Source organism: Pedobacter sp. NJ-S-72, from assembly GCF_053890575.1.
Window position 1 is genome coordinate 5,294,962 of record NZ_CM132681.1, and the last position, 24,449, is coordinate 5,319,410.

The window sequence follows — 24,449 nt, forward strand, 5'->3', positions numbered from 1 at the left end:
TTGCGATTAGTGTCAAAACTTAGTAAGTTTAGTGGAATAAGGTCATTAACGAAATCTATCCTCTGCCGTATGGCGTAATTGTTGATAAAATAAATCATATAGGTGACGCTCTTTTATAAAACATATTTTATAGTTTAGGGGCGTTGCGTTTAAGAAAAGGTATATATGGAAGCTAAATTTTCACCACAGGTAAAAGACGTGATTTCGTTTAGCAGGGAAGAAGCCCTGAGATTAGGTCATGATTATATAGGCGCTGAACATCTTTTGTTAGGTCTGATTCGCGAAGGCGACGGAATGGCCATCAAAATATTGAAATCGCTGGGGGTTGATACGTCTAAATTGCGCGCTCTCAATTGAGGAGGGCAGTAAGGGGTACTTCCAGTGTTACGGTTAATCTGGGAAATATCCCTTTAACTAAACAGGCCGAAAAAGTATTAAAAATCACATATCTGGAAGCCAAAATCTTCAAGAGTGATTTAATAGGAACAGAGCACTTGCTGTTGTCAATCCTTCGTGATGATGATAATATCGCATCTCAGATATTATTACAGTACAGTATCAATTACGAAATCTTCAAACAAGAAGTAGAAGTAAATAAAAATGGTTTCAGAGATGAAACTCAAGGTAGCGCTTCTACTGGTGGTGATGATGATTACCGTGAAGAGGAAAGCTTTAGCAGTCCTAAGAAAGTATCTGACATTAAATCCAAAACTCCTGTTCTGGATAACTTTGGAAGAGATTTAACAAAAGCTGCGGAAGAGGGCCGTTTGGATCCTATTGTAGGACGTGAAAAAGAAATTGAACGTGTGTCTCAAATCCTTTCCCGTCGTAAAAAGAATAATCCTATTTTGATTGGTGAGCCAGGTAGGTAAATCAGCGATTGCTGAAGGCCTTGCTTTGCGTATCGTTCAACGTAAGGTCTCAAGAGTATTGTTCAACAAACGTGTGGTTACGTTAGATCTTGCTTCTTTAGTTGCAGGAACTAAATACCGTGGACAGTTTGAGGAACGTATGAAAGCGGTAATGAATGAACTGGAAAAATCAACTGATGTAATTTTATTCATTGATGAGATCCATACTATTGTTGGTGCTGGTGGAGCCTCTGGTTCCCTGGATGCTTCCAATATGTTCAAACCTGCTTTAGCAAGAGGGGAAATACAATGTATTGGTGCAACTACTCTTGATGAGTACCGCCAGTATATTGAGAAAGACGGAGCTTTGGATCGTCGTTTCCAAAAGGTAATGATAGAGCCTGCTTCTCCTGATGAGACTATTGAAATTTTAAACCGTATTAAAGAGAAGTATGAGGAACATCACGGTGTTACTTACACAAATGAGGCAATAAATGCCTGCGTTGCTTTAACTACAAGATATATTACTGACAGATTCCTTCCGGATAAAGCTATTGACGCACTGGATGAAGCTGGTTCAAGGGTGCATTTGACTAATATTCATGTTCCCGAAAACATCATTGATATTGAAAACAAGATTGAAAATATCAAGGTTGAAAAGAATAAAGTTGTAAAAAGCCAGAAATATGAAGAAGCTGCAAAATTAAGAGATACTGAAAAGAATCTTTTGGAAGAGCTTGATCGTGCAAAAACTGAATGGGAAGCTGAAACTAAAACTAAACGTTACACGGTAACTGAGGATAATGTTGCTGAGGTTGTTTCCATGATGACTGGTATTCCTTTACAACGTGTAGGTCAGACTGACAGCGTGAAATTGCTGAATATGTATGATACTATAGCTACTAAAATTATTGGTCAGGACGATGCGATCAAAAAATTAAGTAAAGCTATTCAACGTACAAGAGCTGGATTGAAAGATCCTAAAAAACCAATTGGTTCGTTTATTTTTTAGGGCCTACTGGTGTTGGTAAAACTGAGCTTGCTAAAGAACTGGCCAGATTCATGTTCGATAGTGATGACTCACTGATTCAGATTGACATGAGTGAGTATATGGAGAAATTCGCTGTTTCACGTTTAGTGGGAGCGCCTCCGGGATATGTTGGTTATGAAGAAGGGGGTCAGTTAACTGAAAAAGTACGTCGCAAACCTTATGCTGTTATTCTGTTAGATGAGATTGAAAAAGCTCACCCTGATGTGTTTAATATCCTGTTACAGGTGTTGGATGAAGGTCAGCTGACTGATAGCTTAGGCCGTAAAGTCGATTTTAGAAACACGATTATTATCATGACTTCTAATATTGGTGCACGTCAGCTTAAAGATTTCGGTCAGGGTATCGGTTTCTCTACAAATGCTAAAACAAACCAGGTTGATGCACATTCAAGAGGGGTAATCGAAAATGCATTGAAACGTGCTTTCGCTCCTGAATTCCTGAACCGTGTTGATGATGATTGGTAGTGTTTAATACGCTTGGTAAAGATGAGATCTTCAAAATCATTGATATCGAACTTAAATCGCTATTTGGAAGGGTTCATAGTTTAGGTTATGAAGTTAAATTGACTGATGTGGCAAAAGAGTTTATTGCTGATAAAGGTTTCGATATTAACTTTGGTGCCAGACCATTGAAACGTGCGATTCAAAAATATCTGGAAGATCCTATCGCTGAAGAAATCCTTAAAGGAGAGATTAACGATGGGGACACGCTTGAAATAGATTACAATAAGGAAACTGATCTTATTGTAGTTGAAAATAAGAGCCCGGGTAAGAAGAAAAAAAAGAAGAAGGAAGTATTGAGTAATCACTCCAATACTGACATATAAAAGGCTGCCTCCAAAGGGCGGCCTTTTTAATATAAAAAAACCAGGCTTTGTATTTTTACAGACCGCGTTCATCTGAAGGGATGAACAATGTCTGAAAAATACAAAGCCTGGTTTTTTTTCGTTTGTCTGACCTTGGAAGATGCCAATTATATGATGTTAATTGGAAGGATTACTTTTTGAAGGTTTGGCAGGGTGGTTAATTTATTTAGAAGGAATGCTTGGTTTGCTTTTAGAAGGAATGCTTGGTTTGCTTTTAGAAGGAACGCTTGGTTTGCTTTTAGAAGGAACGCTTGGTTTGCTTTTAGAAGGAACGTTTGGATTGCTTTTAGAAGGAACGTTTGGATTGCTTTTAGAAGGAACGCTTGGTTTGCTTTTAGAAGGAATGTTTGGATTGCTTTTAGAAGGAACGCTTGGTTTGCTTTTAGAAGGATTACTTTTTGGAAGGCTGGTAAGGTGGCTCTTCGTCAATAATGGTTAGGGATCGGTGTTTTTGTCCTCAAACTGACGGTTTATTTTTAGGGTAGTATAGTTTAGGTTGTTTGTGTGTAAATGGAGTCCTGGTAATGTTTTTTTTTTTTAGTTTTTGGCGATCTTCCTGATTTAAAGGATCTGGAATATGCTTAAAAAGAAGTCCGCCTGATCCTAAGTTTAGATCAGCGATTAAATTTTTCTGAGTAGTCAGTACGGCTTTTATTTTACGGGGTAATCTCAAATTGGCTTTCTGAGAGAGGTCGGGTACAATATTAATCTCATTAAAGGTTTCTGGTAATACATATTCTTCTACGTAGTGGAGGTTGTTCGTCGTGTATAACCAAAGTTTGTTTCCTTTTTCTAATGAAATATTTTTTTATTCCAATTACTACCATTATCGTAATCCATACCGGGTGTGATGAAAGTCGCTATATTATAGGCTTTGTTAATAGAGAACATGGTATTAGCTGTGTTTGGAAGGTAGTTATAAATGATTCTTCTACTCTTAGGGATGACCGGATTATAAGCGGCATAGATATCAAAAAAGGTTTGTGCTGTTTTATCCTGTTCGAAGTATACAGAATCACCTTTAATGGTATATTTTCCCCTAATCTCGAGGATTGTTGAACCGGATTCTAGTTCTAAGGCGAAACGATGATCGGGACAAATAGAATTGTATGTGTGTTCCATTTTGAGCTGTATACTCGTAGGCACCAGCTACTATGTTTTCCTGTGTGCATACTAAAGATGAAAAGAACATACTGCAAAAAGAAAGCAGGATAATAGTTGGGATTTTTCTAATGAAATGAATCATATTTTCTATCAAAAATCATTTATTGTTTAGCAATATAATTCATTTTTTCGTTTTAACTGATGTCGGAAGCTAAAACAGGCTTAGCTGAGGTTTAGGGATTTTGAATATACTGGAGTCCAAATGAGTCCTTTTCACATTTAGGTGGTTGAGTCTGCAATGAAGTTTGAAGGTGTCGTGAATCATTTTTGCAATATTACCCTCGCCCCGCATTCTATCGCCGAAACGGCTGTCGTTGACTTGTCCGCCATGGCAAGACTGGATCATATGCCATACTTTGTCGAAACGGTCCGGGAAATTCTGACGCAACCAGTCTTCGAAGATTGGGCCAATTGCGCCGTTCAGCCTGACGATGGTATAGCCGGCACTTTCTGCGCCGCAGGATGCTATTGTTTTCAGAATAGCGGGGATTTCATGGTCGCTCAGTCCGGGAACAAGGGGAGCGACCATTACACCGGTCGGAATACCGGCTTTGCTCAGCTCTTCGACTACTTTTAGCCTTTGTCTGATAGTTGTAGTACGGGGTTCCATCTTTGATCTTAACTTTTCATCGAGGCTATTGATAGAGAGGTAAACTGTGCAGAGGTTATACTTAGCCATTTCTTGCAGGATATCAAGATCACGAAGGATAAGGGCATTTTTTGTGATCATACCGATGGGCTGCTTGTAGGCAAGGGCGATTTCCAGGAGCTGGCGCGTGAGTTTATACTCGCGTTCTGCGGGTTGATAACAGTCAGTATTTCCTGAGAGGGAAATAGTCTCCGCATTCCAGCCTCTGCGCTCCAGAAATTTTTTGAATAGTTGTGGTGCATCTTTTTTAACGATGACTTTTCTTTCGAAATCCAAACCGGCACTAAAACCCCAGTATTCATGTGTGTTCCTGGCATAGCAATAAGTACAGCCATGTTCGCATCCCTGATAAGGGTTTAGTGAATAGGCCATACCAACATCGGGGCTGGCTACTTTATTGACGATAGTTTTGGACTTTCCGATGATGAAGGTCGTCTTGTGGTTTTCGTTTTCCCAATCGTCTATTCCTTCACTATGCTCTTTGACGTAAGAGTGGGTTAAAAAATGATTGTGGGGATTAAATTGTGCGCCTCTCCCTTTCAAATATTGCTCTTCTGGCTTTTCCGCTGAAATCATCTTTAAAATTACTAATTTTTTTAGTAATTAAGAAGGAGTTTTATCTTTTATTTGAGGGGATGTAATCCATCGGCACCATATCACCGATTTTTTCGTATGCCCAAAAGCCTTCAAATAAGATGGCTTTTGAATCATGTATCGCACCATTTGGATAGAAACTCACAGGACCTTTGAGCATACTGACCACCGAAATCTGGTAGTTTGGAACGGTTAATGGCCGCATGATATAATGACCTGTGTTAGAGTAGGCATTACTTTCTTCTTCTTTGGTATACATGATATAGAGTTCATCCTTATAGTTGATGGTTTTCATGTTAGGATAGATACTTTTAACAAGGGTATCTATTGCTACTCCTGACATATCAAGGGTGGTAAATTCTTTAGGAAGATCATATAAACGCTGCATCATTAACAGGGAATCACTAAATACAGAGCCAATTGTACTTGCTCCATGCATCCTTTTCATTAGCCGTGCTTTTGTAGCAGCAATATAACTATCAGGCGGTCGGTTTGGGTTCTTTGTTTTAATCCGTTTATAGATAATGAATCCGTTTTCTTCTACTTTGTTCTGATAAAGGGATTGAAAAAATTGCTGCGGAGAACCGGCATAGGCGATCTCTCTATTGTTTAACCAGGTTCTTCTTTTCCTTCCTGAACCTTTTAGATCTTCAAATACTGGAAGGCCCGAGAAATAGACAATCCTGTATTGTAATTTGTATTCGAAAAGGTTAAGCATGTATTTGAGACGATAACCTAATGCTTTATTTTCTACGACCAAAAATTCATTGGTTATTACACTAAGAATTTTAGTATCTCCATCGTATTTGATATAAAGTACCTGGGGATTAAGTATTTTGCATTTTGCTGAGTTAGGGGTTCTGCCAATAAAGAAGTCTTCAAATAGTTTAAGGTTTTTTTCTCTGTCCGGATCTGCCCTGATCACAACTTCATTAAGTTGTATCGTGTTTTCTGCAAGGGTAATCGTAATGTTGACTGATTTATCTGAAATGACTACGCTTTTACTATATGGTAAATAACCAATCATTTGTACTACGACCTCGTAAGAGCCTGGTTTTATTTTAGCCAGAGAAAATTGCCCGTCCTGATTGGTAACTGTAGCTGTGGTATATCCACTTAAGTAAATACCGGCTCCAGGGAGTGTTTCTCCTTTTTTATCCTTAACCTGCCCACTTATAGTATACATATTTTTTGTGCATGGGTGTTCAGGCAAAATAATAAAAGTAATACTGTCCCAAAGAGATGTCTTATCATGGAGCTAATTTAAAGATCTACAGGTTATTTTGTAATAAAAATAGCCCTTTAAGGGCTATCTAAATGTTAAATAAAGTTAATTGATTTATGCTTCTGTATCAACACCTAACCTTTGCATTACTTCGTCACTTACTCCAGTTGATGAGTAACCTCCATCATGGAAAAGATTTTGCATCGTAACCATACGTGTCAGGTCTGAGAATAAAGTGATGCAATAATCTGCGCACGAAGCTGCATCTGCATTTCCTAATGGAGCAACTGAGTCTGCGAAGTCAAAGAAGTCACCAAAACCTTTAACACCTGTTCCGGCAGTAGTTTTTGTTGGCGACTGAGATACAGTATTGATTCGGACTTTTTTCTCTACTCCATAATGATAACCAAAACTTCTTGCTATAGATTCCAGCATAGCTTTAATATCTGCCATATCTGTATAAATGGATAAGTTCTTTGGGCTGCCATATAGGTAAGGGCAACCACACTTCCGCCTTCATTAATAGCATCCATCTTTTTTGCTACTGCAAGCATCTTATGTAATGATAAAGCAGATACGTCTATCCCTTTTTGGAAATAATCATAGTTTAACTCAGTATAGGGGATCTTTTTACGGATGTTAACACTCATTCCGATAGAATGCAGAACGAAATCAATTTTACCACCTAATATTTCCTGAGCCTGTGTGTATAAGTTAGTCAGGTCTTCTACACTTGTGGCATCTGCAGGAACAATCTGTGAATTTGTTTTTTCTGCAAGCTTGTTGATTTCACCCATTCTCATGGCAATAGGAGCATTGGTCAAAACGAATGTAGCTCCTTCTTCGTGGGCTTTTTCGGCAACTTTCCAAGCTATAGAATTTTCATCTAAGGCACCTGTAATGATCCCTCTTTTACCTTTTAATAAATTATACATATTAATATTTTTGTTGTTTGTAATTAACCTTTAAAACTTAACAAATCCTGTGCATTTTTCAAGGCCGACTCTCCCGGATTTTTACCGCTTAGCATTTCAGCAATTGCCAGGATACGTTCCTGCGGATTAAGTCTGCGTATACCTGTAGTAGTCCGCTCTGATTCTTCTTTTTTATAAACAAAATAGTGTGCTTCTCCTTTGGCAGCGATCTGCGGAAGGTGGGTGATACAAATTACCTGCATATTTTGCTCAAGTTCTCCAATAACATCCCCTACACGAAGTGCTGTTTCTCCAGAAATACCGGTATCGATTTCATCAAATATCAAGGTCGGGAGCGAGGTATGTTTAGAAATGATTGATTTGATTGCTAACATTAAGCGGGAAAGCTCACCACCGGAAGCTACTTTTCCTACTGGTGCAGGGGCCTGTCCTGCGTTTGCAGAAAACAATAGGGAAATCATATCTTTCCCATCTTTGTTTAAATTCTCAACAACCGTTTGCTCAATCTTAATCTTAGCATTGGGCATAACCCCACGCGGACTAATATCTCGCCTACTTGTTTTTGAGCAACACTAATTGCCTTGCTGCGGTTCTTTGATAGTGTATCCGCTATCTTTTCCAGTTCAATTTTCAGCTTATTAATAGCCAGAATTAAACGTTCTATTTCTTCGTCACTGTTTAAAAGCGTATTTAAATTGTCAGATAATTCTGCCTGTATAGCCAGCAGCTCGTCCACAGAGGTAACCCGATGTTTCTGCTGTAAGGTGTAAATCGTATCAAGCCTGATATTTATTTCATCAATCCTTGCCGGACTAAATACAATATTCTCTTCCAGAACTATAGTTTCTTCAGCAATATCTTTGATTTCTATCATTGCTGAACGTAAACGCTCATTCAATGCACTATAGGAAGAATTGAACTTCTCGATGGCCTGAATCTGATTGATAACTTCTTTTAATATAGGAAGTACGGCGGTTTCTTCACCATCTAATAAAACATGACCGTTTAGTAAACCTCTTTTAATACTTTCGGCATGGTTCAGAGCTTCCATCTCGATTTCTAGTGTACCCTGTTCACCAGGCTGTAAGTTTGCACTCTCCAGCTCGTTAAACAGAAATTGCTCATAATCTTGTTTGCTTCTGGCTTCATCAGCCGATGTTTGCATATTAATAAGCAGCTGGAGATTCTTCTTATATTCTCTGAATTTTAATCTGTACTGCGTAAGTAAGGGTAAATGGTCAGATAAAGTATCTACTACTGATAACTGAAAGCCAGGATCATTCACTTCGGATGTAGCATGTTGTGAATGGATATCGATCAGCTTTTCGCCGATCTGTTTCATCACTGCAAGTGTTACCGGCGTATCATTAATGAAGGCTCTGGATTTACCATCAATAGAGATTTCTCTTCTCAGGATACTATCTTGTTGATAATCTAAGTCGAACTCGTCAAAATAAGGCTGTAATCCGGAACCGGAAAGTTTAAACTGCCCCTCTATCACACACTTTTTAGCCTGATTGAAAAAAATTTGTTTCTGCCCGCTGACCCAAAATCAAAGATAGCGCACCTAACATAATAGATTTCCCTGCACCGGTTTCACCAGTAATGATATTTAAACCTTTATCAAGTTCTAAATCAACACTATCAATCAGTGCGTAGTTACGTATAGAAAGTTTCTGTAGCATATTTGATTGCTAAATTATGAAAACTTACTCATTCGGTGTTTATTCTTTTTGAACAAAAAAGCGGCAGAAGATTTTCTTCTGCCGCTGCGGTTATTTGTGTATTAAGGTATTAGGCTGCGTCTAAATTCTTATAGCTGATTCAGACGGCTTTTAATTACTATCTTTTTTAAGTTTTTCAGCTTTCAGCTTCTCTACATCTTCATCAAATTTCTTTTTCAATTTTTTGTATTCTGCTGTTTGTTTAAGCTTTTGTTGTTCTTCTGTATCGCCTAAGAAGACAATGCTGCCAGGGTTTTTTCCATTGATTATAACTCTTGTTCTGTTTTTGAATTCAGGGGAATTAATGATTTTCTGAGCATTTAGTCCATTCAACTTTGCCTCTTCCATCATTTTTTTCATTTTCTCCTTTTGTTCTGGTGAGTTGTATTTAGCCTGCATTTCGGCTGCATATTTAGCCCATTTAGCTCTCTCTGCAGGAGAATCAAATCTTTTTTGCATTTCCGAAGCCCTTTTTTCCATTCTGGCAGCCATAATGGCCATTTTGCTCTGATCAACAGCTGATAGACTGGATTTTATGCTGGCAGAGGTAAGATTACTTACATCTAAAGCGAGTTTTGACAGGGAGACAGAGAGCTGAGGACTTATTATAGAGTCAACATTAAGACTAAGTATATTATCAGAAGTTATATCCATATGTTTAGCAGGTGTATCAGGATTAATAATTATTTTATCAAAAGATTTGATTACATCAGGCTCTCCTGTTTTTTTTATGATAATAATGTTCTTTAATTTCTTTTTCCCCGTATCTGAAGGAAGCTGAACAGCTGGGGGCACTATAACTGCAGATTTTTTGCTTGCTCGCGCAGGCTTCTGCTGTTGCTCACTTTTTGCAGGACTTATCCAGGCAAGTGAAGCTATGGTAGCAATAGCTAGCGTAACTGCAAACAGCTTTTGTTTTGAGTTCATATAGTTCGTCTTCATATCTGTGATTCTTTTGATTCGTTGATAGAGATGTTGATTATTTCCGGTTGCTGCTAAAGCAAATGATGGTGAACTCTTATCTGCCAGCAATTCTACCTGTAGTAATGCATGTGCATATGTGAGTGGGGTATTTGTTAGCGTAACCACAAGATCATCACAAGCATGTTCGCGTTCAATATCTATAAACTTCCCGGTCAGCCATACAAAAGGATTAAAGAACAAGATGGTTTCAATCATGGTTCTGATCAGGTTAAATACATAATCGTTCCTTCTGATATGGGAGAGTTCATGAATTAGAATAGCTTCAACATGTCTCATATCCATTTGTGCTGCCAGTGCTACCGGGAAAAGAACAACTGGTTTTTAAAGAAAAACCAATCACTAAAGGAACATTTACATGGTCAGATAAATGAAAGGTAATGTGTTTACTAAGATTCATTTTTTTTGTTAGAGCTTCAAAAAGGATATTCCATTCTTCTGAAATATTTATGCGTGCCGCGTTTTTCAGACTTTGTATTTTGCTATATCCTTTAAAAACAATAAAGGATTGAATCAGTAAACCTATGCTATAAAGTAAAACCAGGAAAGGGAAGATCTTTTCTGCATACTGGGTCATGGTTGCCGCTAAAATAGATCTGGTTGTTTGGTCGGTGTAAGTATTAGTGGTAGCCAGAGTTGCACTGTTCTGATCCGCTGGCCATTTAAATACGGTAAAGAAAGTAAGAGCAAAACAAATAAATATGATGACGTTGGCCATATAGGCCAGGTTATATTTAGTTTTTGCTGTTAGTTTGAATACTGACATTTGACTGGGAAGGAGCAGTGCGTAAATTAATGCAGCCTGCCAAAGCGAATGCAGGATGCTCCACCCTGTTGCCTGTATGAGATTGTTTAATAAGGTTTCCATAATCCTATTTATTATCTAATTCATTTAAGTATTTTTTTATTGCTTCTATTTCATCTTTACTCGAGGTATGATTGCCCAATGCCTGCATGACTAATCTTGCTGCTGATCCGCTAAAGGCATTGTCAATTAATTTAGAAACCAGATGCTCCTGTGTTTTCTGCTGACTGGCCAGTGCACAGTATATATGAGTCTTTGAACTAGTATCTCTTTTTACCAGCCCTTTTTCGTGCATGATCTGCATAATTTTAAGGGTGGTCGTATATCCGGCTTCTTTGTTCAGGGTAAGTATTTCGTGCACCTCTCTAACCGTACAGTTCCCTTTCTCCCATAAAATCTGAAGTATTTCCAGTTCGCTCTCTGTTGGTTTTGTTGTGATTTCTGATGACATATTTAGTTTACGAATTGTTTCGTAGTACTAATGTACGAATATATTCGTATATCAAAAAATATTTTTAAATAAAATAAGAAATGCTAAAATAAAGGGATAGAGGGGACTTAAAGGTTCTTTTTCAGAACTTCGTATTTACTTATATTGGCAGGGTCAACTTCACTAAGTATATTATACGCCTGGATTTTATCCTGAGTATTTCCTGTGGTAAGAATATTGACCATTTCTTCTGCTTTAGTAGTCAGGTAGACATTAGGGAAAATTGAACCTAATTTTTGTCTGTCCATTTGTTTGAGGTCAGGTAAAAAGCCTAGTAACATCTGGCAGCCTTTTGTTGGGTTTTCCTGTATACGGTCAAGTGTATTGGTATGATAGTTATAAATGAATATCCTGAGGTCTTCAAAACTTTTGTTGAGCAGGTTTTCATTTAACCAGTATCTGTTACGCAGACCATCATAAGCTTTCCAGCCGTTATTGCCTGATACCTGCGCTACATTTAGAATATTCTGAGCTTTCAGGTAATACTGGGTTCCGCCCAGTTTACTGAAACTATCTTTATCCAATCCGATGATTGTATAGGCATAATAGGATAATAATGAACCAAGGTTACTTAAAAAGTTCTGATCTGAGAAGTTTACAGGCTCACCTTCATTATAGTTGAAATCGAAATCTTTATCACTTAAATTGAGCAGTGTGCTATTATAGGAAGTACCAAAAATAGGTCTGCTGGTTTGTATCTGTGCGTCTGCTTTATAACCAGAACCACCGTCCCATGCGCTGATTGTAATCACAAGATTACTCTCTATTCTTTCCTGAGGCTGATAGGTCTCATTACTCCACTTGTTGTTATTCAAGAATTCACGAACTGTAGTCTGGATCAGCTCTATATTCTTTTTATTCATGTTAGGCACTGTAGGTGCTGTAACTGTTACCCTGGTATTTAGTTCCTGGGCAAAACCAGTTAAAAAGAAGAAGAGTGAAGCGAAAACTAGAGAAGTGATTTTTTTCATGCCTGGCGCAGCTTTAATATTTCAGTGCAGATATCTTTGGCAACCTCAGTCTTTGATTTTACTGCAGCATACACCGTTTTTTCTAAGCACTGATTAAAGATAGTAATTTTGTTCGTATCTTTTTGAAAGCCTGCTCCTGCATCATTTAATGAATTGAGGATAATCAGATCAAGGTTCTTTTTGATCAGCTTAGCTTTTGCATGTTCTTCTTCGTTATTAGTTTCCAATGCAAAGCCGACAAGGATTTGTTCTTTTGTTTTGGTCTGACCTAAAGTGGCCAGAATATCTATTGTCTTTTTCAGTTCAATACTGAATTCTTCTGTTGCTTTTTTGATTTTTTGTGCAGCTACATGAACAGGCGTATAATCTGCAACCGCTGCGCTCATCACGGTAATTGAGTTATTGTGGAAATTGCTTTTGCATGCTTCAAGCATTTCAGCAGCGGTAGTCACATCTATTCTTTTTACCTGCTGGATACTTTTTTCGGAGGTAGGCCCGCTGATCAAAGTTACATCTGCACCTAAACGTGCCATTTCATCGGCAAGGGCAAAACCCATTTTACCGGATGAATGATGATTACCTATGAAACGTACAGGATCTATTGGTTCGTAAGTAGGGCCAGCAGTGACCATTACTTTTACACCATCCAGAGGCAGATCTTTTCGGATTGTATCAGAAAGAAAGGTTACGATTTCTTCCGGTTCTGCCATTCTTCCTTCTCCGTATAAGCCACTGGCAAGTTCTCCGTTGTTTGGAGAGATGATGGTATTACCGAAACTTTGTAATTTCTCTATATTGGCTTTCGTACTTTCATGTCTCCACATATCAAGATCCATTGCCGGAGCATAAAAGACAGGACATTTTGCGGAAAGATATACAGCACTAAGCAGGTTATCACAAAGGCCATTAGCCATTTTACCGATAGTATTTGCACTGGCAGGGGCTATGATCATATAATCCGCCCACAGACCTAATTCGACATGGTTACTCCATACGCCGGTTTCTTCTTCGAAGTATCTGGTGTAAACAGGGTTTTTAGATAGGGTAGCAAGGGTTAGCGGAGTAATAAGTTTTTGCCGCATCTGCTGTAAGAATTACCCTGACGTTTGCACCAGCCTTAATCAGTAATCTGACTAGTACCGCGGATTTATATGCTGCAATACTGCCGCAAACGCCAAGGATGATATTTTTATTTCTGAGCATGGTTTATTAATGCAAGTGTTTATGCGATTTAATACCTATGCAAAATTTATTGTGAATCTTTAGATGGATTTCTGTGGTAAATTTTATCATTCAGAAATTCATCAATCGCAATAAGGCTTGGTTTTGGCATGCGCTCATAGTGCTTGCTGATTTCAATTTGCTCTCTGTTTTCGAAAATCTCTTCCAAGTTATCATTAGAAGAAGCAAACTCAGCTAATTTGCCATGTAACTCCTCTTTCATGTTATTTGAAATCTGATTAGCCCTTTTAGAAATAATCACTAAAGACTCATAAATATTGTGGGTCTTTTGATCTAAATCGTTTACATTTCTTGTTACCGTAGTGTTTGGTATTGCGGGTTTATTCGTATTCATTATTATGGGTTGGGGGTTTTAATCGTAGTAGTATCTTTCGGTGCATTTTTTTCCATTAATGCTTTATATTTTGCTTGTAATTTAGCATCCTGCGCCATCAATTGCTTTGCATTTGCTATTCCGTCTTCACTATTTGTTTTAAGCAACTTCACTTCTGGAATATACTTACTTTCAGGATGTGCTTCAATAAATTCATTTGCATAACCAATTGCTTCGTTATATCTGTCTTCCTGACGGAATGCATAACTGTTTTTAGCATATGAATACTGTGATTTAGCAATCAGCAAATCCATATCTTCAACATATTTGATATCCGGGAAATCGATCTCTGCATTTTTCAAAGCAATTAGATGATGATTTATAGTAAGATATATCATATCCACCCAAATCATAGTATAACCTTGCATTGGTATAAGCTTTTAACTCAAGTTTTGCACGCAGGTCAGTAATGTATTGACTTGCTTGTGCAACACGCTCACTTTTAGGGTATAAGTTGATAAACAACTGTAATGCATCAATTGCTTTATAGGTGTTTTCCTGCTCTAATGTGTATTCAGGAGAATCCAGGTAGTAGCAATAAGCCCCCATATATCTGCATTCTTCAGCATTTTTACTTGTAGGATAAGTATCCGCAAAGTATTTGAACTGATAACGTGCAGTAGTGAAATCCTTTAGTCTATATAAAGTATAAGCGTAGTAATAATTCAAATCTTCTGCTTCAGTTCTTCCTCTATATTTTTGAGAAAGATCTTCAAATAAGATAAGGGCTTTTGAATAATCCTTCTTGTTATATAGTTTTATTGCCTCCTGATATTTTTTGGCCACATCATTGCTGAGCCTGATTTTTTCAAAACGGCTTTTGCAACCTGCAATACTCAGGGCAATAACGGTAAAACTTAGTATAAAAACGTGTTTAATTTTAAACATTGTGCAAAGATAAGTTAATAATACGATAACGTCAATTAAAAATAATCGACCGCTAAGCTATATAAAGCCTTTTTATATAAGTCAAGCTGTTAACATATTTTAACAAATAAATTCTCTGGAAGCGGTTATATGTTTAATTAGTGGCAAAAAAGAGGCAGAATTCGTTAGTATATATAGTGGTATTTTGTTTCTGACGGGGATTGAGAATTGTGTGGCCAGTTGAATATTGTGCTGGAACTGCAGCGGTATAGCGTTGAATAAGCAAAATTATTGTTCAATAGAAGATGTTTATTATTTCGGAAAGGGCAAATTGAATTTTTAACCGTTGATGAAAATTCTGGCGGTCAAAATGCCTGATTGATCTTGAATTTCGCCCAGCTTACCTTTAATCGCTCTGTATTTTTAAGACTATTGATCAGTTTTGGTTTAAGAACAATCTTAAATACTAAATCATGACTTTGAAAACAGCAAAAAGAATTTATCGGAGCGGTATTGCATTAATCTCATTATGGTTTGGCACGAGTGGGGTTTTTGAGCTTACCGATGTTCCGTTTCAGGTTTTCTGATTGGGACTTTTGCGTTTAAGAACTGGTTTAAAAAGGCTGATCGATATTCGTGCAGTAATTATTCTCAGTGTTGATTGCTGTATGTATAAATATCTAGTATGTTGAAATTAGTATAGGAGTAGATTGAATGGGTTTTGATATTGTTTTTGTATAGTATATATAGTGTATGCATATATACTATATAAGGTACAGGCAGGAAAATAGGGTTAATAGTAGTTTGATAGTGTGTTGAGGAGTATTCAAGGCAATGTAGGAGCATTATTATCGCTGTATTGTGGCTCAGTCTGAAGCGGGTCTGATACGGGTCTGAAGCGGGGCAAGGCGTTTCAGACCCGTATCAGACCCGCTTCAAAGCCGTATCAAGGTGAGCTTGTATAGAGTTGATTCCTTGTTTCTGACTTTTTTTTGGTGTTTGTTAACTATAATGCTGGTATTACCTGGGGCCCTAAGTCTTTAGTTTTAAGATGAAACAAAGGCTATTGCATTGAAAAGGGAAGAACTGATTGGTTTGTTTGTCTTATTGTTTGATGCTGTTTTTTCTTTGATTTCGGGGTTGAAACCCTTGTGAATTGGCGGGGCAGAATGAAGAAATGCGCTTCAATTTGGTTCTGCTAGATCTGGATTAAAGTTTTTAGTGTTGTAAACCATGGAGTTATGGATTGTATACAAGTAATAGTGTGTTATTGTTTGGTGGGTGGCATAATTTTCCTACATTTGCATCCCGCTTCGGAGGAAGGGAAAGAGTGAAAAGGAAGATTGAAAGGATGTAGAGTAGGAGTGTTAGTAAGCATTTTAGGAAGGGATAAAAAACTTCTAAAAATAAAAAATAAAAAGCTTGCCAAAACGAAAAAGATTTCTACCTTTGCAGTCCCAACAAAAACGGGAAGCTTTACAACGGATGTTGATAGGGCAACAATAACAAGATTGAAACGATGAGAGCTGGAAAATAATCAGGAACATTAAGACCTGAATAAAGGAGAGTAATCATTGGAAAATATATAGACTGCCGTGAGGTTAAGTCGATAAGTTCATTAAAGAGATGTCATTTACAAACGTAGCGAGGTAAACACGTACAAGTTCAAAGTACATGAACCGCGCGTTTTTTTTTTTAAGTCTATTCTGACAGACAAATAAGAATAAGACTATTATTAATACAAGTTAAGAATGGTCAGTGTTCAAACAACAACATTTTACAATGGAGAGTTTGATCCTGGCTCAGGATGAACGCTAGCGGCAGGCCTAATACATGCAAGTCGAACGATACTCTTTAGCTTGCTAAGGAGGAAAGTGGCGCACGGGTGCGTAACGCGTATGCAACCTACCTTAATCAGGGGGATAGCCCGAAGAAATTCGGATTAACACCGCATAAAATCACAGTACAGCATTGTACAATGATCAAATATTTATAGGATTAAGATGGGCATGCGTGACATTAGTTAGTTGGCGGGGTAACGGCCCACCAAGACCACGATGTCTAGGGGATCTGAGAGGATGACCCCCCACACTGGTACTGAGACACGGACCAGACTCCTACGGGAGGCAGCAGTAAGGAATATTGGTCAATGGAGGCAACTCTGAACCAGCCATGCCGCGTGCAGGAAGACAGCCCTCTGGGTCGTAAACTGCTTTTATTCGGGAATAAACCTACTTACGTGTAAGTAGCTGAATGTACCGAAGGAATAAGGATCGGCTAACTCCGTGCCAGCAGCCGCGGTAATACGGAGGATCCAAGCGTTATCCGGATTTATTGGGTTTAAAGGGTGCGTAGGCGGCTTTTTAAGTCAGGGGTGAAAGACGGTGGCTCAACCATCGCAGTGCCCTTGATACTGAAGAGCTTGAATGAATTAGAGGTAGGCGGAATGTGACAAGTAGCGGTGAAATGCATAGATATGTCACAGAACACCGATTGCGAAGGCAGCTTACTATGATTTTATTGACGCTGAGGCACGAAAGCGTGGGGATCAAACAGGATTAGATACCCTGGTAGTCCACGCCCTAAACGATGAATACTCGCTGTTAGCGATACACAGTTAGCGGCTAAGCGAAAGCGTTAAGTATTCCACCTGGGGAGTACGGTCGCAAGATTGAAACTCAAAGGAATTGACGGGGGCCCGCACAAGCGGAGGAGCATGTGGTTTAATTCGATGATACGCGAGGAACCTTACCCGGGCTTGAAAGTTAGTGAATCATTTAGAGATAGATGAGTCCGCAAGGACACGAAACTAGGTGCTGCATGGCTGTCGTCAGCTCGTGCCGTGAGGTGTTGGGTTAAGTCCCGCAACGAGCGCAACCCCTATGTTTAGTTGCCAGCACGTTAAGGTGGGGACTCTAAACAGACTGCCTGTGCAAACAGAGAGGAAGGAGGGGACGACGTCAAGTCATCATGGCCCTTACGTCCGGGGCTACACACGTGCTACAATGGATGGTACAGAGGGCAGCAAGCTGGTAACAGCAAGCAAATCTCCAAAAGCCATTCACAGTTCGGATAGAGGTCTGCAACTCGACCTCTTGAAGTTGGGATTCGCTAGTAATCGTATATCAGCAATGATACGGTGAATACGTTCCCGGGCCTTGTACACACCGCCCGTCAAGCCATGGAAGTTGGGGGTACCTAAAGTATGTAACCGCAAGGAGCGTCCTAGGGTAAAACCGATAACTGGGGCTAAGTCGTAACAAGGTAGCCGTACCGGAAGGTGCGGCTGGAATACCTCCTTTCTGGAGAAAGGTAGATTACTCGCTGCGTAAATGATATACTAACAAGGACTCGAAAGAGAGGTGTTTTAGTATATATAGTAAATGACAATAAAATCTCAAAAGAAAACCCATAGGATGAAACATCAAAATTAGTGTTGTTCACCTACTGAAAGAAGGTATTGACCGAGGAAAAGGAATTGTGCTGAGACACCTCAACAACAAAACCAGACCAAAGTAAATAGTCCCGTAGCTCAGTTGGTTAGAGCACTACACTGATAATGTAGGGGTCAGCAGTTCAAATCTGCTCGGGACTACATTATATTCTAAGGGGGATTAGCTCAGCTGGCTAGAGCGCCTGCCTTGCACGCAGGAGGTCAACGGTTCGACTCCGTTATTCTCCACAATTGGCCCGTGTTTAAGATAAAAGACACGAGAAATAGGGTACGAAGTAGCAATACTGGGTATCTGGGACAATAAAGTTCTTTGACATATTGGAAGAAGTTAATAAAGAAGAGCAAACAACAATAGAGACGTTGTTAGCTTTGAGGAAGTGAATGTGCTTGCACATGAACTAACGAAAGGGTTAATAACCATCAAAAAAAGCATTTCCATAGGCGCAAAAGGCTATGGAGAGAAGAAAGTAAGAAAGAGTACACAGGGGATGCCTTGGCTCTCAGAGGCGATGAAGGACGTGATAAGCTGCGATAAGCTCCGGGGATTAGCAAATATGAATTAATCCGGAGATTTCCGAATGGGGAAACCTGGCTAGTTGAAGACTAGTCGCATTACGATGCGCAAACCTGCCGAACTGAAACATCTAAGTAAGCAGAGGAAGAGAAAATAATAATGATTTCCTAAGTAGTGGCGAGCGAACGGGAAAGAGCCCAAACCAGTTATGTTACGGCATAGCTGGGGTTGTAGGACTACAATATGGCATTAATGAAATGAAGTGGAACAGGATGGGAAGCCTGGCAAGATAGCGTGAGAGCCGCGTACACGTAAGTAACATTAGTCTAGTAGTATCCTGAGTACCGCGAGGTCGGAGACGCCTTGTGGGAATCTGCCGGCACCATCCGGTAAGGCTAAATACTCCTGAGAGACCGATAGTGAACCAGTACCGTGAGGGAAAGGTGAAAAGAACCCCGAACAGGGGAGTGAAATAGAACCTGAAACTGTGTACTTACAAGCGGTCGGAGCGTCCAGGTGGCGTGACGGCGTGCCTTTTGCATAATGAGCCTACGAGTTACTCTTCTCTGGCAAGGTTAAGTGTTTAAGACACGCAGCCGAAGCGAAAGCGAGTCTGAATAGGGCGTATAGTCAGGGGAGGTAGACGCGAAACCTTGTGATCTACCCATGGACAGGTTGAAGGTGCGGTAACACGTACTGGAGGACCGAACCGATAAACGTTGAAAAGTTTCCGGATGATCTGTGGGTAGGGGTGAAAGGCTAATCAAACTGGGAAATAGCTCGTACTCCCCGAAATGTTTTTAGGAACAGCGTGGTGGTAAAGTTTAATAGAGGTAGAGCTACTGATTGGGTGCGGGGGAGTCAAATCCTACCAAATCCAGACAAACTCCGAATGCTATTAAATATACACTGCAGTGAGGCCCGGGGTGCTAAGGTCACGGGCCGAGAGGGAAAGAACCCAGACCATCAGCTAAGGTCCCCAAGTTACTACTAAGTTGAACTAACGAGGTGCGATTGCCTAGACAGCTAGGATGTTGGCTTGGAAGCAGCCATTCATTTAAAGAGTGCGTAACAGCTCACTAGTCGAGCGATCGTGCATGGATAATAAACGGGCATAAAGTAGTACACCGAAGCTATGGGTATGGGTAATATGAATTTATTACGGTAGGGGAGCATTCCAGCGGCAGCGAAGTTATGACGTAAGTTGTGGTGGAGCTTCTGGAAAAGCAAATGTAGGCATAAGTAACGATAAGGCAGGCGAGAAACCTGCCCACCGAAAGGATAAGGTTTCCTGATCAACGCTAATCGGATCAGGGTTAGTCGGGGCCTAAGGAGAACCCGAAGGGGAAATTCGATGGACAACTGGTTAATATTCCAGTACTTTTTATAACTGCGATGTGGGGACGGAGTAGTGACACTGCCGCGATCTGACGGAATAGATCGTTAAAGACTGTAGGTATTGGAGAGGTAGGCAAATCCGCCACTCTAGCTAAAAGTCGATAGTACCGCAAGCCTTCGGGTAAGTGGATAGCGCAGGTAATCAGACTTCCAAGAAAAACCGCTAAGCTTCAGGTTATAAAAACCCGTACCGCAAACCGACACAGGTATCCGGGAAGAGAATTCTAAGGTGCTCGAGTAAGAATCATGGCTAAGGAACTCGGCAAAATGGCCCTGTAACTTCGGGAGAAGGGGCGCTGACAGCAATGTCAGCCGCAGTGAAAAGGCCCAGGCGACTGTTTAACAAAAACACATGGCTTTGCAAAATCGAAAGATGAAGTATAAGGCCTGACACCTGCCCGGTGCTGGAAGGTTAAGAGGGGATGTCATCTGTTAAAGGAGAAGCATTGAATCGAAGCCCCAGTAAACGGCGGCCGTAACTATAACGGTCCTAAGGTAGCGAAATTCCTTGTCGGGTAAGTTCCGACCTGCACGAATGGTGTAACGATCTGGGCGCTGTCTCAGCCATGAGCTCGGTGAAATTGTGGTCCCGGTGAAGACGCCGGGTACCCGCAACGGGACGGAAAGACCCCATGCACCTTCACTACAATTTAACATTGACATTGGATACAAGATGTGTAGGATAGGTGGGAGACTATGAAGTGGCATCGCTAGGTGTTGTGGAGTCAACGTTGAAATACCACCCTTTTTGTATTCGGTGTCTAACCCCTTCAGGGGGGGACATTGTTTGATGGGTAGTTTGACTGGGGTGGTCGCCTCCAAAAAGGTAACGGAGGCTTTCAAAGGTAAGCTCAATACGCTTGGTAACCGTATGAGGAGTGCAATAGCATAAGCTTGCTTGACTGTGAGGCAGACAAGCCGAGCAGGGTCGAAAGACGGATATAGTGATCCGGTGGTTCTGCATGGAAGGGCCATCGCTCAAAGGATAAAAGGTACGCTGGGGATAACAGGCTGATCTCCCCCAAGAGCTCATATCGACGGGGAGGTTTGGCACCTCGATGTCGGCTCGTCACATCCTGGGGCTGGAGAAGGTCCCAAGGGTTCGGCTGTTCGCCGATTAAAGTGGCACGCGAGCTGGGTTCAGAACGTCGCGAGACAGTTCGGTCCCTATCTGTTGTGGGCGTAGGAATTTTTTGAGTGGGGCTGACCTTAGTACGAGAGGACCGGGTTGGACTAACCTCTAGTGAATCTGTTGTTCCGCCAGGGGCATTGCAGAGTAGCTACGTTGGGAATAGATAAGCGCTGAAAGCATCTAAGTGCGAAACTAGCCACGAGATGAGAATTCCATATAGGACCGTAGCAGACTACTACGTTGATAGGTTATAGATGTAAAGCTGGTGACAGCATAGTCGAGTAATACTAATCATCCGAAGCTTTCAAGAGCAATAAACTGTTGTTTGTTCTTCATAACTAACTTCTTTCAATAATATGTCATCGTTTGATTCCAAAGATGGAAAGGTATAATGCAGCAATGTAAAAACCGGAACTGAAAAGGACAAACCATAATAAAATATCAATCGAGTAATAATAACAAAAGCTGGATAAAGACATTTAGGTGCCTATATCGGTGGTGTCCACCTCTTCCCATTCCGAACAGAGAAGTTAAGCCCACCAGAGCCGATGGTACTGCGGTAACACGTGGGAGAGTAGGTCGGTGCCAAATCTTAAAGAAAGCCTGTAGGAAACTACAGGCTTTTCTTGTTTATAACCTTTTTTACTCCTTATTATCGTTAAAATCTGCAACAATTTCTCCCTTTCAAACGTTGTATAGGCAGATGTATAAAATTCTTTTGCAATTTGTCTTTACGGATTGATATTTTTTAGCTTAATCTGCTATTAAATAGCATCAGAAAGGCATTATGAAATAATTTTGGTTATCTTTGGTGTTAAACTAAAACACACATATAATGAGTTTTTTTGCTGAAAAAAGACGGGAAGTAATGCTTCACATTGAGCAATATATGCTTGATATGATGGATACTTACCTGAAACCGATTGATACTAATTGGCAGCCAACTGATTTTTTGCCTGTTTCTACCAGTGATACTTTTATTCAAGATATAAAATCCCTTCGCGAAACTGCAAATGACCTTTCGTACGATCTTGTTGCGGTATTAGTCGGTGATACCATTACAGAAGAAGCACTGCCAACATATGAATCATGGTTATCCATGGTTGATGGATTTCCCGTAATGAAGAGGGGGTGGCTGGATGAAATGGGTACGTCACTGGACTGCTGAAGAAAACAGACATGGAGATTTGTTAAACAGATATCTTTATTTATCGGGTCGTGTTGATATGCGCCAAATGGAAATCTCAACGCAATATCTGATTGCTGATGGTTTTGACATTGGTACAGGTCATGATCCTTACCGTAACTTTATTTATACTAGTTTCCAGGAACTGGCGACTAATGTGTCTCACCGTAGAGTAGCTTCTTTAGCTAAAAAAGACGGCGATACATTGCTTTCTAAGATTTGTGGTGTAATTGCCTCTGATGAAGCAAGACATGCAAAAGCTTATAAGGATTTTATGTCTAAAATATTTGAAGTGGATCCTAATGAAGCAATGATTGCTTTCGAAGATATGATGCGTATGAAGATTGTTATGCCTGCTCACTTCCTGAGAGAAATGGGATTGAAAATGGGACAAACTTTCGGTCACTTTACTGATGCTGCACAACGTTAGTGTTTGTTTATACTGCAGTTGATTATGTAGAAATCATGCAACAGCTTATTGTAGAGTGGAAAATTGAAAGCATGCAGGATCTGAACGAAGCTGGTGAAAAAGCACGTGATTATATCATGGCTCTGCCTAGCCGTTTATTACGTGTTGCAGAAAGAATGAAAACTCCAACAATGGACTATAAATTTAGCTGGATACACGCTTAAAAAACGAGCACAGACAAAATTGTAATTCCAATACTAACCATAGAAAAACGTCTTATAACAGGAAAGGCCCGGATATATCATCCGGGCCTTTCCTGTTTAATAAGGGCTTGGTAAAAAAAACACACCTTATTATATGTAATGTTTATTGTTTTTTACAGGTAATCAATAATATCTTCTATATATTATTTTATATTAGACTTATTATAAATACATCCTATTATTATGAGAAACAAAATGAAACTAGCCGCTACGATGTTTGCGTTAACTGTATTTTTTGTCGCGGGATGCAGCAGCAAAAAATGAAGAGAATTTAACCACTAAGTCAGATCCTGAAAATCCTATCGCTGCCGGTATGAAAAGTACTACGTTGAAGGAATTAGGGTATAATAGTGTAGATGAGATGATTAAAGAGGGATGGCAGATTGTAGAAGAGTTTAAACCTGCTCATTTATTAAAGTCAAATACCGGATCAGAGTTGATATCAAGTGCCGGATCAGCTGTCAAAAATACACAAGCAGACAACAATATCCCTTTGACCCTGGATCATTTGAGACAGCTGGGTTTTAATCCTGATAATGAAGCAGGCAGGATAATATTAAGAGATTTATTTCGAAGAAGTGGTGTGAGGCCAGATGGTATAGTACTTAGCAGGAGTCAATATATTGAAGGTGGAGTTGTAACTTCAGATGTTGCCAATGGTAATGTACAGGCCTTTGTGACTACCGGTTCACCAATTGTAACTGTAGATGCTAAAGGAATTGAATATCCGGATGAGGTTTATACCACAGAAGCAATAAATAACGCTGATACCAGTGCTAAAAAAATTACTGTAGATTATACTTATCAGTCTGGTTATAAAACGAGCTGGTCAAGACAGGTAACAGGTTCTTTTAAGCTTGGTGCTAAAGGAAAAATTGGGATTCCGTTTGTTGCTGAAGGTGAAGTGAGTACCGAAATCATGATTGGTGGAGCAACAACTGATGGTACAGAATCTTCCAATACTAAAACTATAAAGAGTGCATATACTGCTGATGTTCCTGCAAATTCAAAGGTGATCATCACAGTACTTACCAGGAAAAAGCAGTCCAAAGTATCTTATAAAGTACCTATGGAATTAACAGGTCAAATTAGTGTGAATTATCCTTCATCGGTAGATGGCCATTATTTCTGGTATGATAACGCAAATATATTATTAAAAAACCCTAAAGCAGAAGAAGGAGTTGCTCAGGCCGTAGAAAATATAACTACACAAATCATCGCTTCGAAGCCCGTTAAGATCTGATTTATTGAATAACATATTGAGAAAAAAAACAAACAGCAGAGTAATACCTGGATAATGGTATTA

At 39.7% G+C, this 24,449-nt stretch carries 18 protein-coding genes, 2 tRNA genes, 3 rRNA genes and 3 pseudogenes; 11 read left to right on the forward strand and 15 right to left on the reverse strand.

The genetic code is table 11. The features are described from left to right. Positions 1-165: 165 nt before the first annotated feature. Together ACWYN3_RS34860 and ACWYN3_RS34865 are read left to right on the forward strand one after the other, a co-directional pair. Positions 166-2,728: pseudogene (locus tag ACWYN3_RS34860) on the forward strand (ATP-dependent Clp protease ATP-binding subunit). Positions 2,729-2,888: 160 nt separating this feature from the next. Then, on the forward strand, positions 2,889-3,206 hold the full coding sequence (locus tag ACWYN3_RS34865) for a hypothetical protein (protein ID WP_456218315.1): 318 nt from the start codon (positions 2,889-2,891) through the stop codon (positions 3,204-3,206). Positions 3,207-3,559: 353 nt separating this feature from the next. On the opposite strand, the gene ACWYN3_RS34870 is transcribed toward ACWYN3_RS34865, so the two are convergent. From ACWYN3_RS34870 to ACWYN3_RS34940, 15 genes and pseudogenes are all read right to left on the reverse strand, one after another. Beyond that, a complete protein-coding gene (locus tag ACWYN3_RS34870; RefSeq protein WP_456218316.1) occupies positions 3,560-3,889 on the reverse strand; it encodes a hypothetical protein in 330 nt (109 codons plus the stop codon). A gap of 193 nt (positions 3,890-4,082) precedes the next feature. Continuing rightward, positions 4,083-5,156, reverse strand: coding sequence for a PA0069 family radical SAM protein (locus tag ACWYN3_RS34875; RefSeq protein WP_456218317.1), 1,074 nt, complete (start codon positions 5,154-5,156; stop codon positions 4,083-4,085). Positions 5,157-5,196: 40 nt separating this feature from the next. Continuing rightward, positions 5,197-6,360, reverse strand: coding sequence for a carboxypeptidase-like regulatory domain-containing protein (locus tag ACWYN3_RS34880; protein WP_456218318.1), 1,164 nt, complete (start codon positions 6,358-6,360; stop codon positions 5,197-5,199). Positions 6,361-6,513: 153 nt separating this feature from the next. Further along, a pseudogene (locus ACWYN3_RS34885) lies at positions 6,514-7,334 on the reverse strand (enoyl-ACP reductase FabI). Positions 7,335-7,357: 23 nt separating this feature from the next. Next, the gene (locus ACWYN3_RS34890; protein WP_456218319.1) at positions 7,358-7,861 is read right to left on the reverse strand and encodes a hypothetical protein; all 504 of its coding nucleotides are present in this window, start codon (positions 7,859-7,861) and stop codon (positions 7,358-7,360) included. Continuing rightward, a complete protein-coding gene (locus ACWYN3_RS34895; protein ID WP_456218320.1) occupies positions 7,813-8,835 on the reverse strand; it encodes a hypothetical protein in 1,023 nt (340 codons plus the stop codon). Before ACWYN3_RS34895 ends, ACWYN3_RS34890 begins: the two co-directional genes overlap by 49 nt. 7 nt (positions 8,836-8,842) lie before the next feature. Next, positions 8,843-9,019, reverse strand: coding sequence for an AAA family ATPase (locus ACWYN3_RS34900; RefSeq protein ID WP_456218321.1), 177 nt, complete (start codon positions 9,017-9,019; stop codon positions 8,843-8,845). A 150-nt stretch (positions 9,020-9,169) separates the two neighbouring features. Then, positions 9,170-10,324, reverse strand: coding sequence for a M56 family metallopeptidase (locus tag ACWYN3_RS34905; protein WP_456218322.1), 1,155 nt, complete (start codon positions 10,322-10,324; stop codon positions 9,170-9,172). Next, positions 10,305-10,907: a hypothetical protein gene (locus ACWYN3_RS34910; RefSeq protein ID WP_456218323.1), complete on the reverse strand. Its 603-nt coding sequence runs from the start codon at positions 10,905-10,907 to the stop codon at positions 10,305-10,307. The genes ACWYN3_RS34905 and ACWYN3_RS34910 overlap by 20 nt, the downstream gene beginning before the upstream one ends. Positions 10,908-10,911: 4 nt before the next feature. Further along, entirely contained in the window at positions 10,912-11,295 is a 384-nt protein-coding gene (locus tag ACWYN3_RS34915) for a BlaI/MecI/CopY family transcriptional regulator (RefSeq protein WP_456218324.1), read from the reverse strand. 107 nt (positions 11,296-11,402) lie between these two features. After that, on the reverse strand, positions 11,403-12,305 hold the full coding sequence (gene porD / locus ACWYN3_RS34920) for a type IX secretion system protein PorD (protein WP_456218325.1): 903 nt from the start codon (positions 12,303-12,305) through the stop codon (positions 11,403-11,405). After that, positions 12,302-13,508 (reverse strand): annotated as a pseudogene (gene coaBC / locus ACWYN3_RS34925) (bifunctional phosphopantothenoylcysteine decarboxylase/phosphopantothenate--cysteine ligase CoaBC). Before coaBC ends, porD begins: the two are co-directional and overlap by 4 nt. Positions 13,509-13,554: 46 nt before the next feature. Continuing rightward, complete coding sequence (locus ACWYN3_RS34930; protein ID WP_183881694.1) at positions 13,555-13,881, reverse strand: DNA-directed RNA polymerase subunit omega; 327 nt, start codon at positions 13,879-13,881, stop codon at positions 13,555-13,557. Between the two features lie 2 nt (positions 13,882-13,883). Then, a complete protein-coding gene (locus ACWYN3_RS34935; RefSeq protein WP_456218326.1) occupies positions 13,884-14,222 on the reverse strand; it encodes a hypothetical protein in 339 nt (112 codons plus the stop codon). After that, a complete protein-coding gene (locus ACWYN3_RS34940) occupies positions 14,179-14,808 on the reverse strand; it encodes an outer membrane protein assembly factor BamD (protein ID WP_456218327.1) in 630 nt (209 codons plus the stop codon). The genes ACWYN3_RS34935 and ACWYN3_RS34940 overlap by 44 nt, the downstream gene beginning before the upstream one ends. A 1,758-nt stretch (positions 14,809-16,566) precedes the next feature. Between ACWYN3_RS34940 and ACWYN3_RS34945 the strand changes: the two genes are divergently transcribed. The 9 genes from ACWYN3_RS34945 (at position 16,567) to ACWYN3_RS34985 (ending at position 24,386) form a co-directional block, all read left to right on the forward strand. After that, positions 16,567-18,089: ribosomal RNA gene (locus tag ACWYN3_RS34945) — 16S ribosomal RNA — on the forward strand. A gap of 219 nt (positions 18,090-18,308) precedes the next feature. Next, positions 18,309-18,382, forward strand: a tRNA-Ile gene (locus tag ACWYN3_RS34950). A 13-nt stretch (positions 18,383-18,395) separates the two neighbouring features. Continuing rightward, a tRNA-Ala gene (locus tag ACWYN3_RS34955) sits at positions 18,396-18,469 on the forward strand. Between the two features lie 233 nt (positions 18,470-18,702). Next, positions 18,703-21,595: ribosomal RNA gene (locus tag ACWYN3_RS34960) — 23S ribosomal RNA — on the forward strand. A gap of 169 nt (positions 21,596-21,764) precedes the next feature. Continuing rightward, positions 21,765-21,876 (forward strand): 5S ribosomal RNA (gene rrf / locus ACWYN3_RS34965). Together the 16S, 23S and 5S rRNA genes with 2 tRNA genes alongside form the textbook arrangement of a ribosomal RNA operon. 244 nt (positions 21,877-22,120) lie before the next feature. Further along, positions 22,121-22,453, forward strand: a complete 333-nt coding sequence (locus tag ACWYN3_RS34970) for an acyl-ACP desaturase (RefSeq protein ID WP_456218328.1) — start codon at positions 22,121-22,123, stop codon at positions 22,451-22,453. Then, complete coding sequence (locus tag ACWYN3_RS34975) at positions 22,425-22,901, forward strand: acyl-ACP desaturase (protein ID WP_456218329.1); 477 nt, start codon at positions 22,425-22,427, stop codon at positions 22,899-22,901. The genes ACWYN3_RS34970 and ACWYN3_RS34975 overlap by 29 nt, the downstream gene beginning before the upstream one ends. Continuing rightward, a complete protein-coding gene (locus ACWYN3_RS34980) occupies positions 22,901-23,104 on the forward strand; it encodes an acyl-ACP desaturase (RefSeq protein ID WP_456218330.1) in 204 nt (67 codons plus the stop codon). Before ACWYN3_RS34975 ends, ACWYN3_RS34980 begins: the two co-directional genes overlap by 1 nt. A gap of 274 nt (positions 23,105-23,378) precedes the next feature. Then, on the forward strand, positions 23,379-24,386 hold the full coding sequence (locus tag ACWYN3_RS34985) for an aerolysin family beta-barrel pore-forming toxin (RefSeq protein WP_456218331.1): 1,008 nt from the start codon (positions 23,379-23,381) through the stop codon (positions 24,384-24,386). The last annotated feature ends 63 nt before the right edge of the window (positions 24,387-24,449 follow it).

Bases quoted from the DNA above. Each gene is read 5' to 3' on its own strand.
- ACWYN3_RS34940 (WP_456218327.1), bottom strand. From the start codon at position 14,808: ATGTTTAAAATTAAACACGTTTTTATACTAAGTTTTACCGTTATTGCC.
- ACWYN3_RS34905 (WP_456218322.1), bottom strand. From the start codon at position 10,324: ATGGATATGAGACATGTTGAAGCTATTCTAATTCATGAACTCTCCCAT.
- ACWYN3_RS34930 (WP_183881694.1), bottom strand. From the start codon at position 13,881: ATGAATACGAATAAACCCGCAATACCAAACACTACGGTAACAAGAAAT.
- ACWYN3_RS34910 (WP_456218323.1), bottom strand. From the start codon at position 10,907: ATGGAAACCTTATTAAACAATCTCATACAGGCAACAGGGTGGAGCATC.
- ACWYN3_RS34900 (WP_456218321.1), bottom strand. From the start codon at position 9,019: ATGCTACAGAAACTTTCTATACGTAACTACGCACTGATTGATAGTGTT.
- ACWYN3_RS34970 (WP_456218328.1), top strand. From the start codon at position 22,121: ATGAGTTTTTTTGCTGAAAAAAGACGGGAAGTAATGCTTCACATTGAG.
- ACWYN3_RS34880 (WP_456218318.1), bottom strand. From the start codon at position 6,360: ATGTATACTATAAGTGGGCAGGTTAAGGATAAAAAAGGAGAAACACTC.
- ACWYN3_RS34870 (WP_456218316.1), bottom strand. From the start codon at position 3,889: ATGGAACACACATACAATTCTATTTGTCCCGATCATCGTTTCGCCTTA.
- ACWYN3_RS34975 (WP_456218329.1), top strand. From the start codon at position 22,425: ATGAAATGGGTACGTCACTGGACTGCTGAAGAAAACAGACATGGAGAT.
- porD (WP_456218325.1), bottom strand. From the start codon at position 12,305: ATGAAAAAAATCACTTCTCTAGTTTTCGCTTCACTCTTCTTCTTTTTA.
- ACWYN3_RS34875 (WP_456218317.1), bottom strand. From the start codon at position 5,156: ATGATTTCAGCGGAAAAGCCAGAAGAGCAATATTTGAAAGGGAGAGGC.
- ACWYN3_RS34915 (WP_456218324.1), bottom strand. From the start codon at position 11,295: ATGTCATCAGAAATCACAACAAAACCAACAGAGAGCGAACTGGAAATA.
- ACWYN3_RS34890 (WP_456218319.1), bottom strand. From the start codon at position 7,861: ATGCCCAATGCTAAGATTAAGATTGAGCAAACGGTTGTTGAGAATTTA.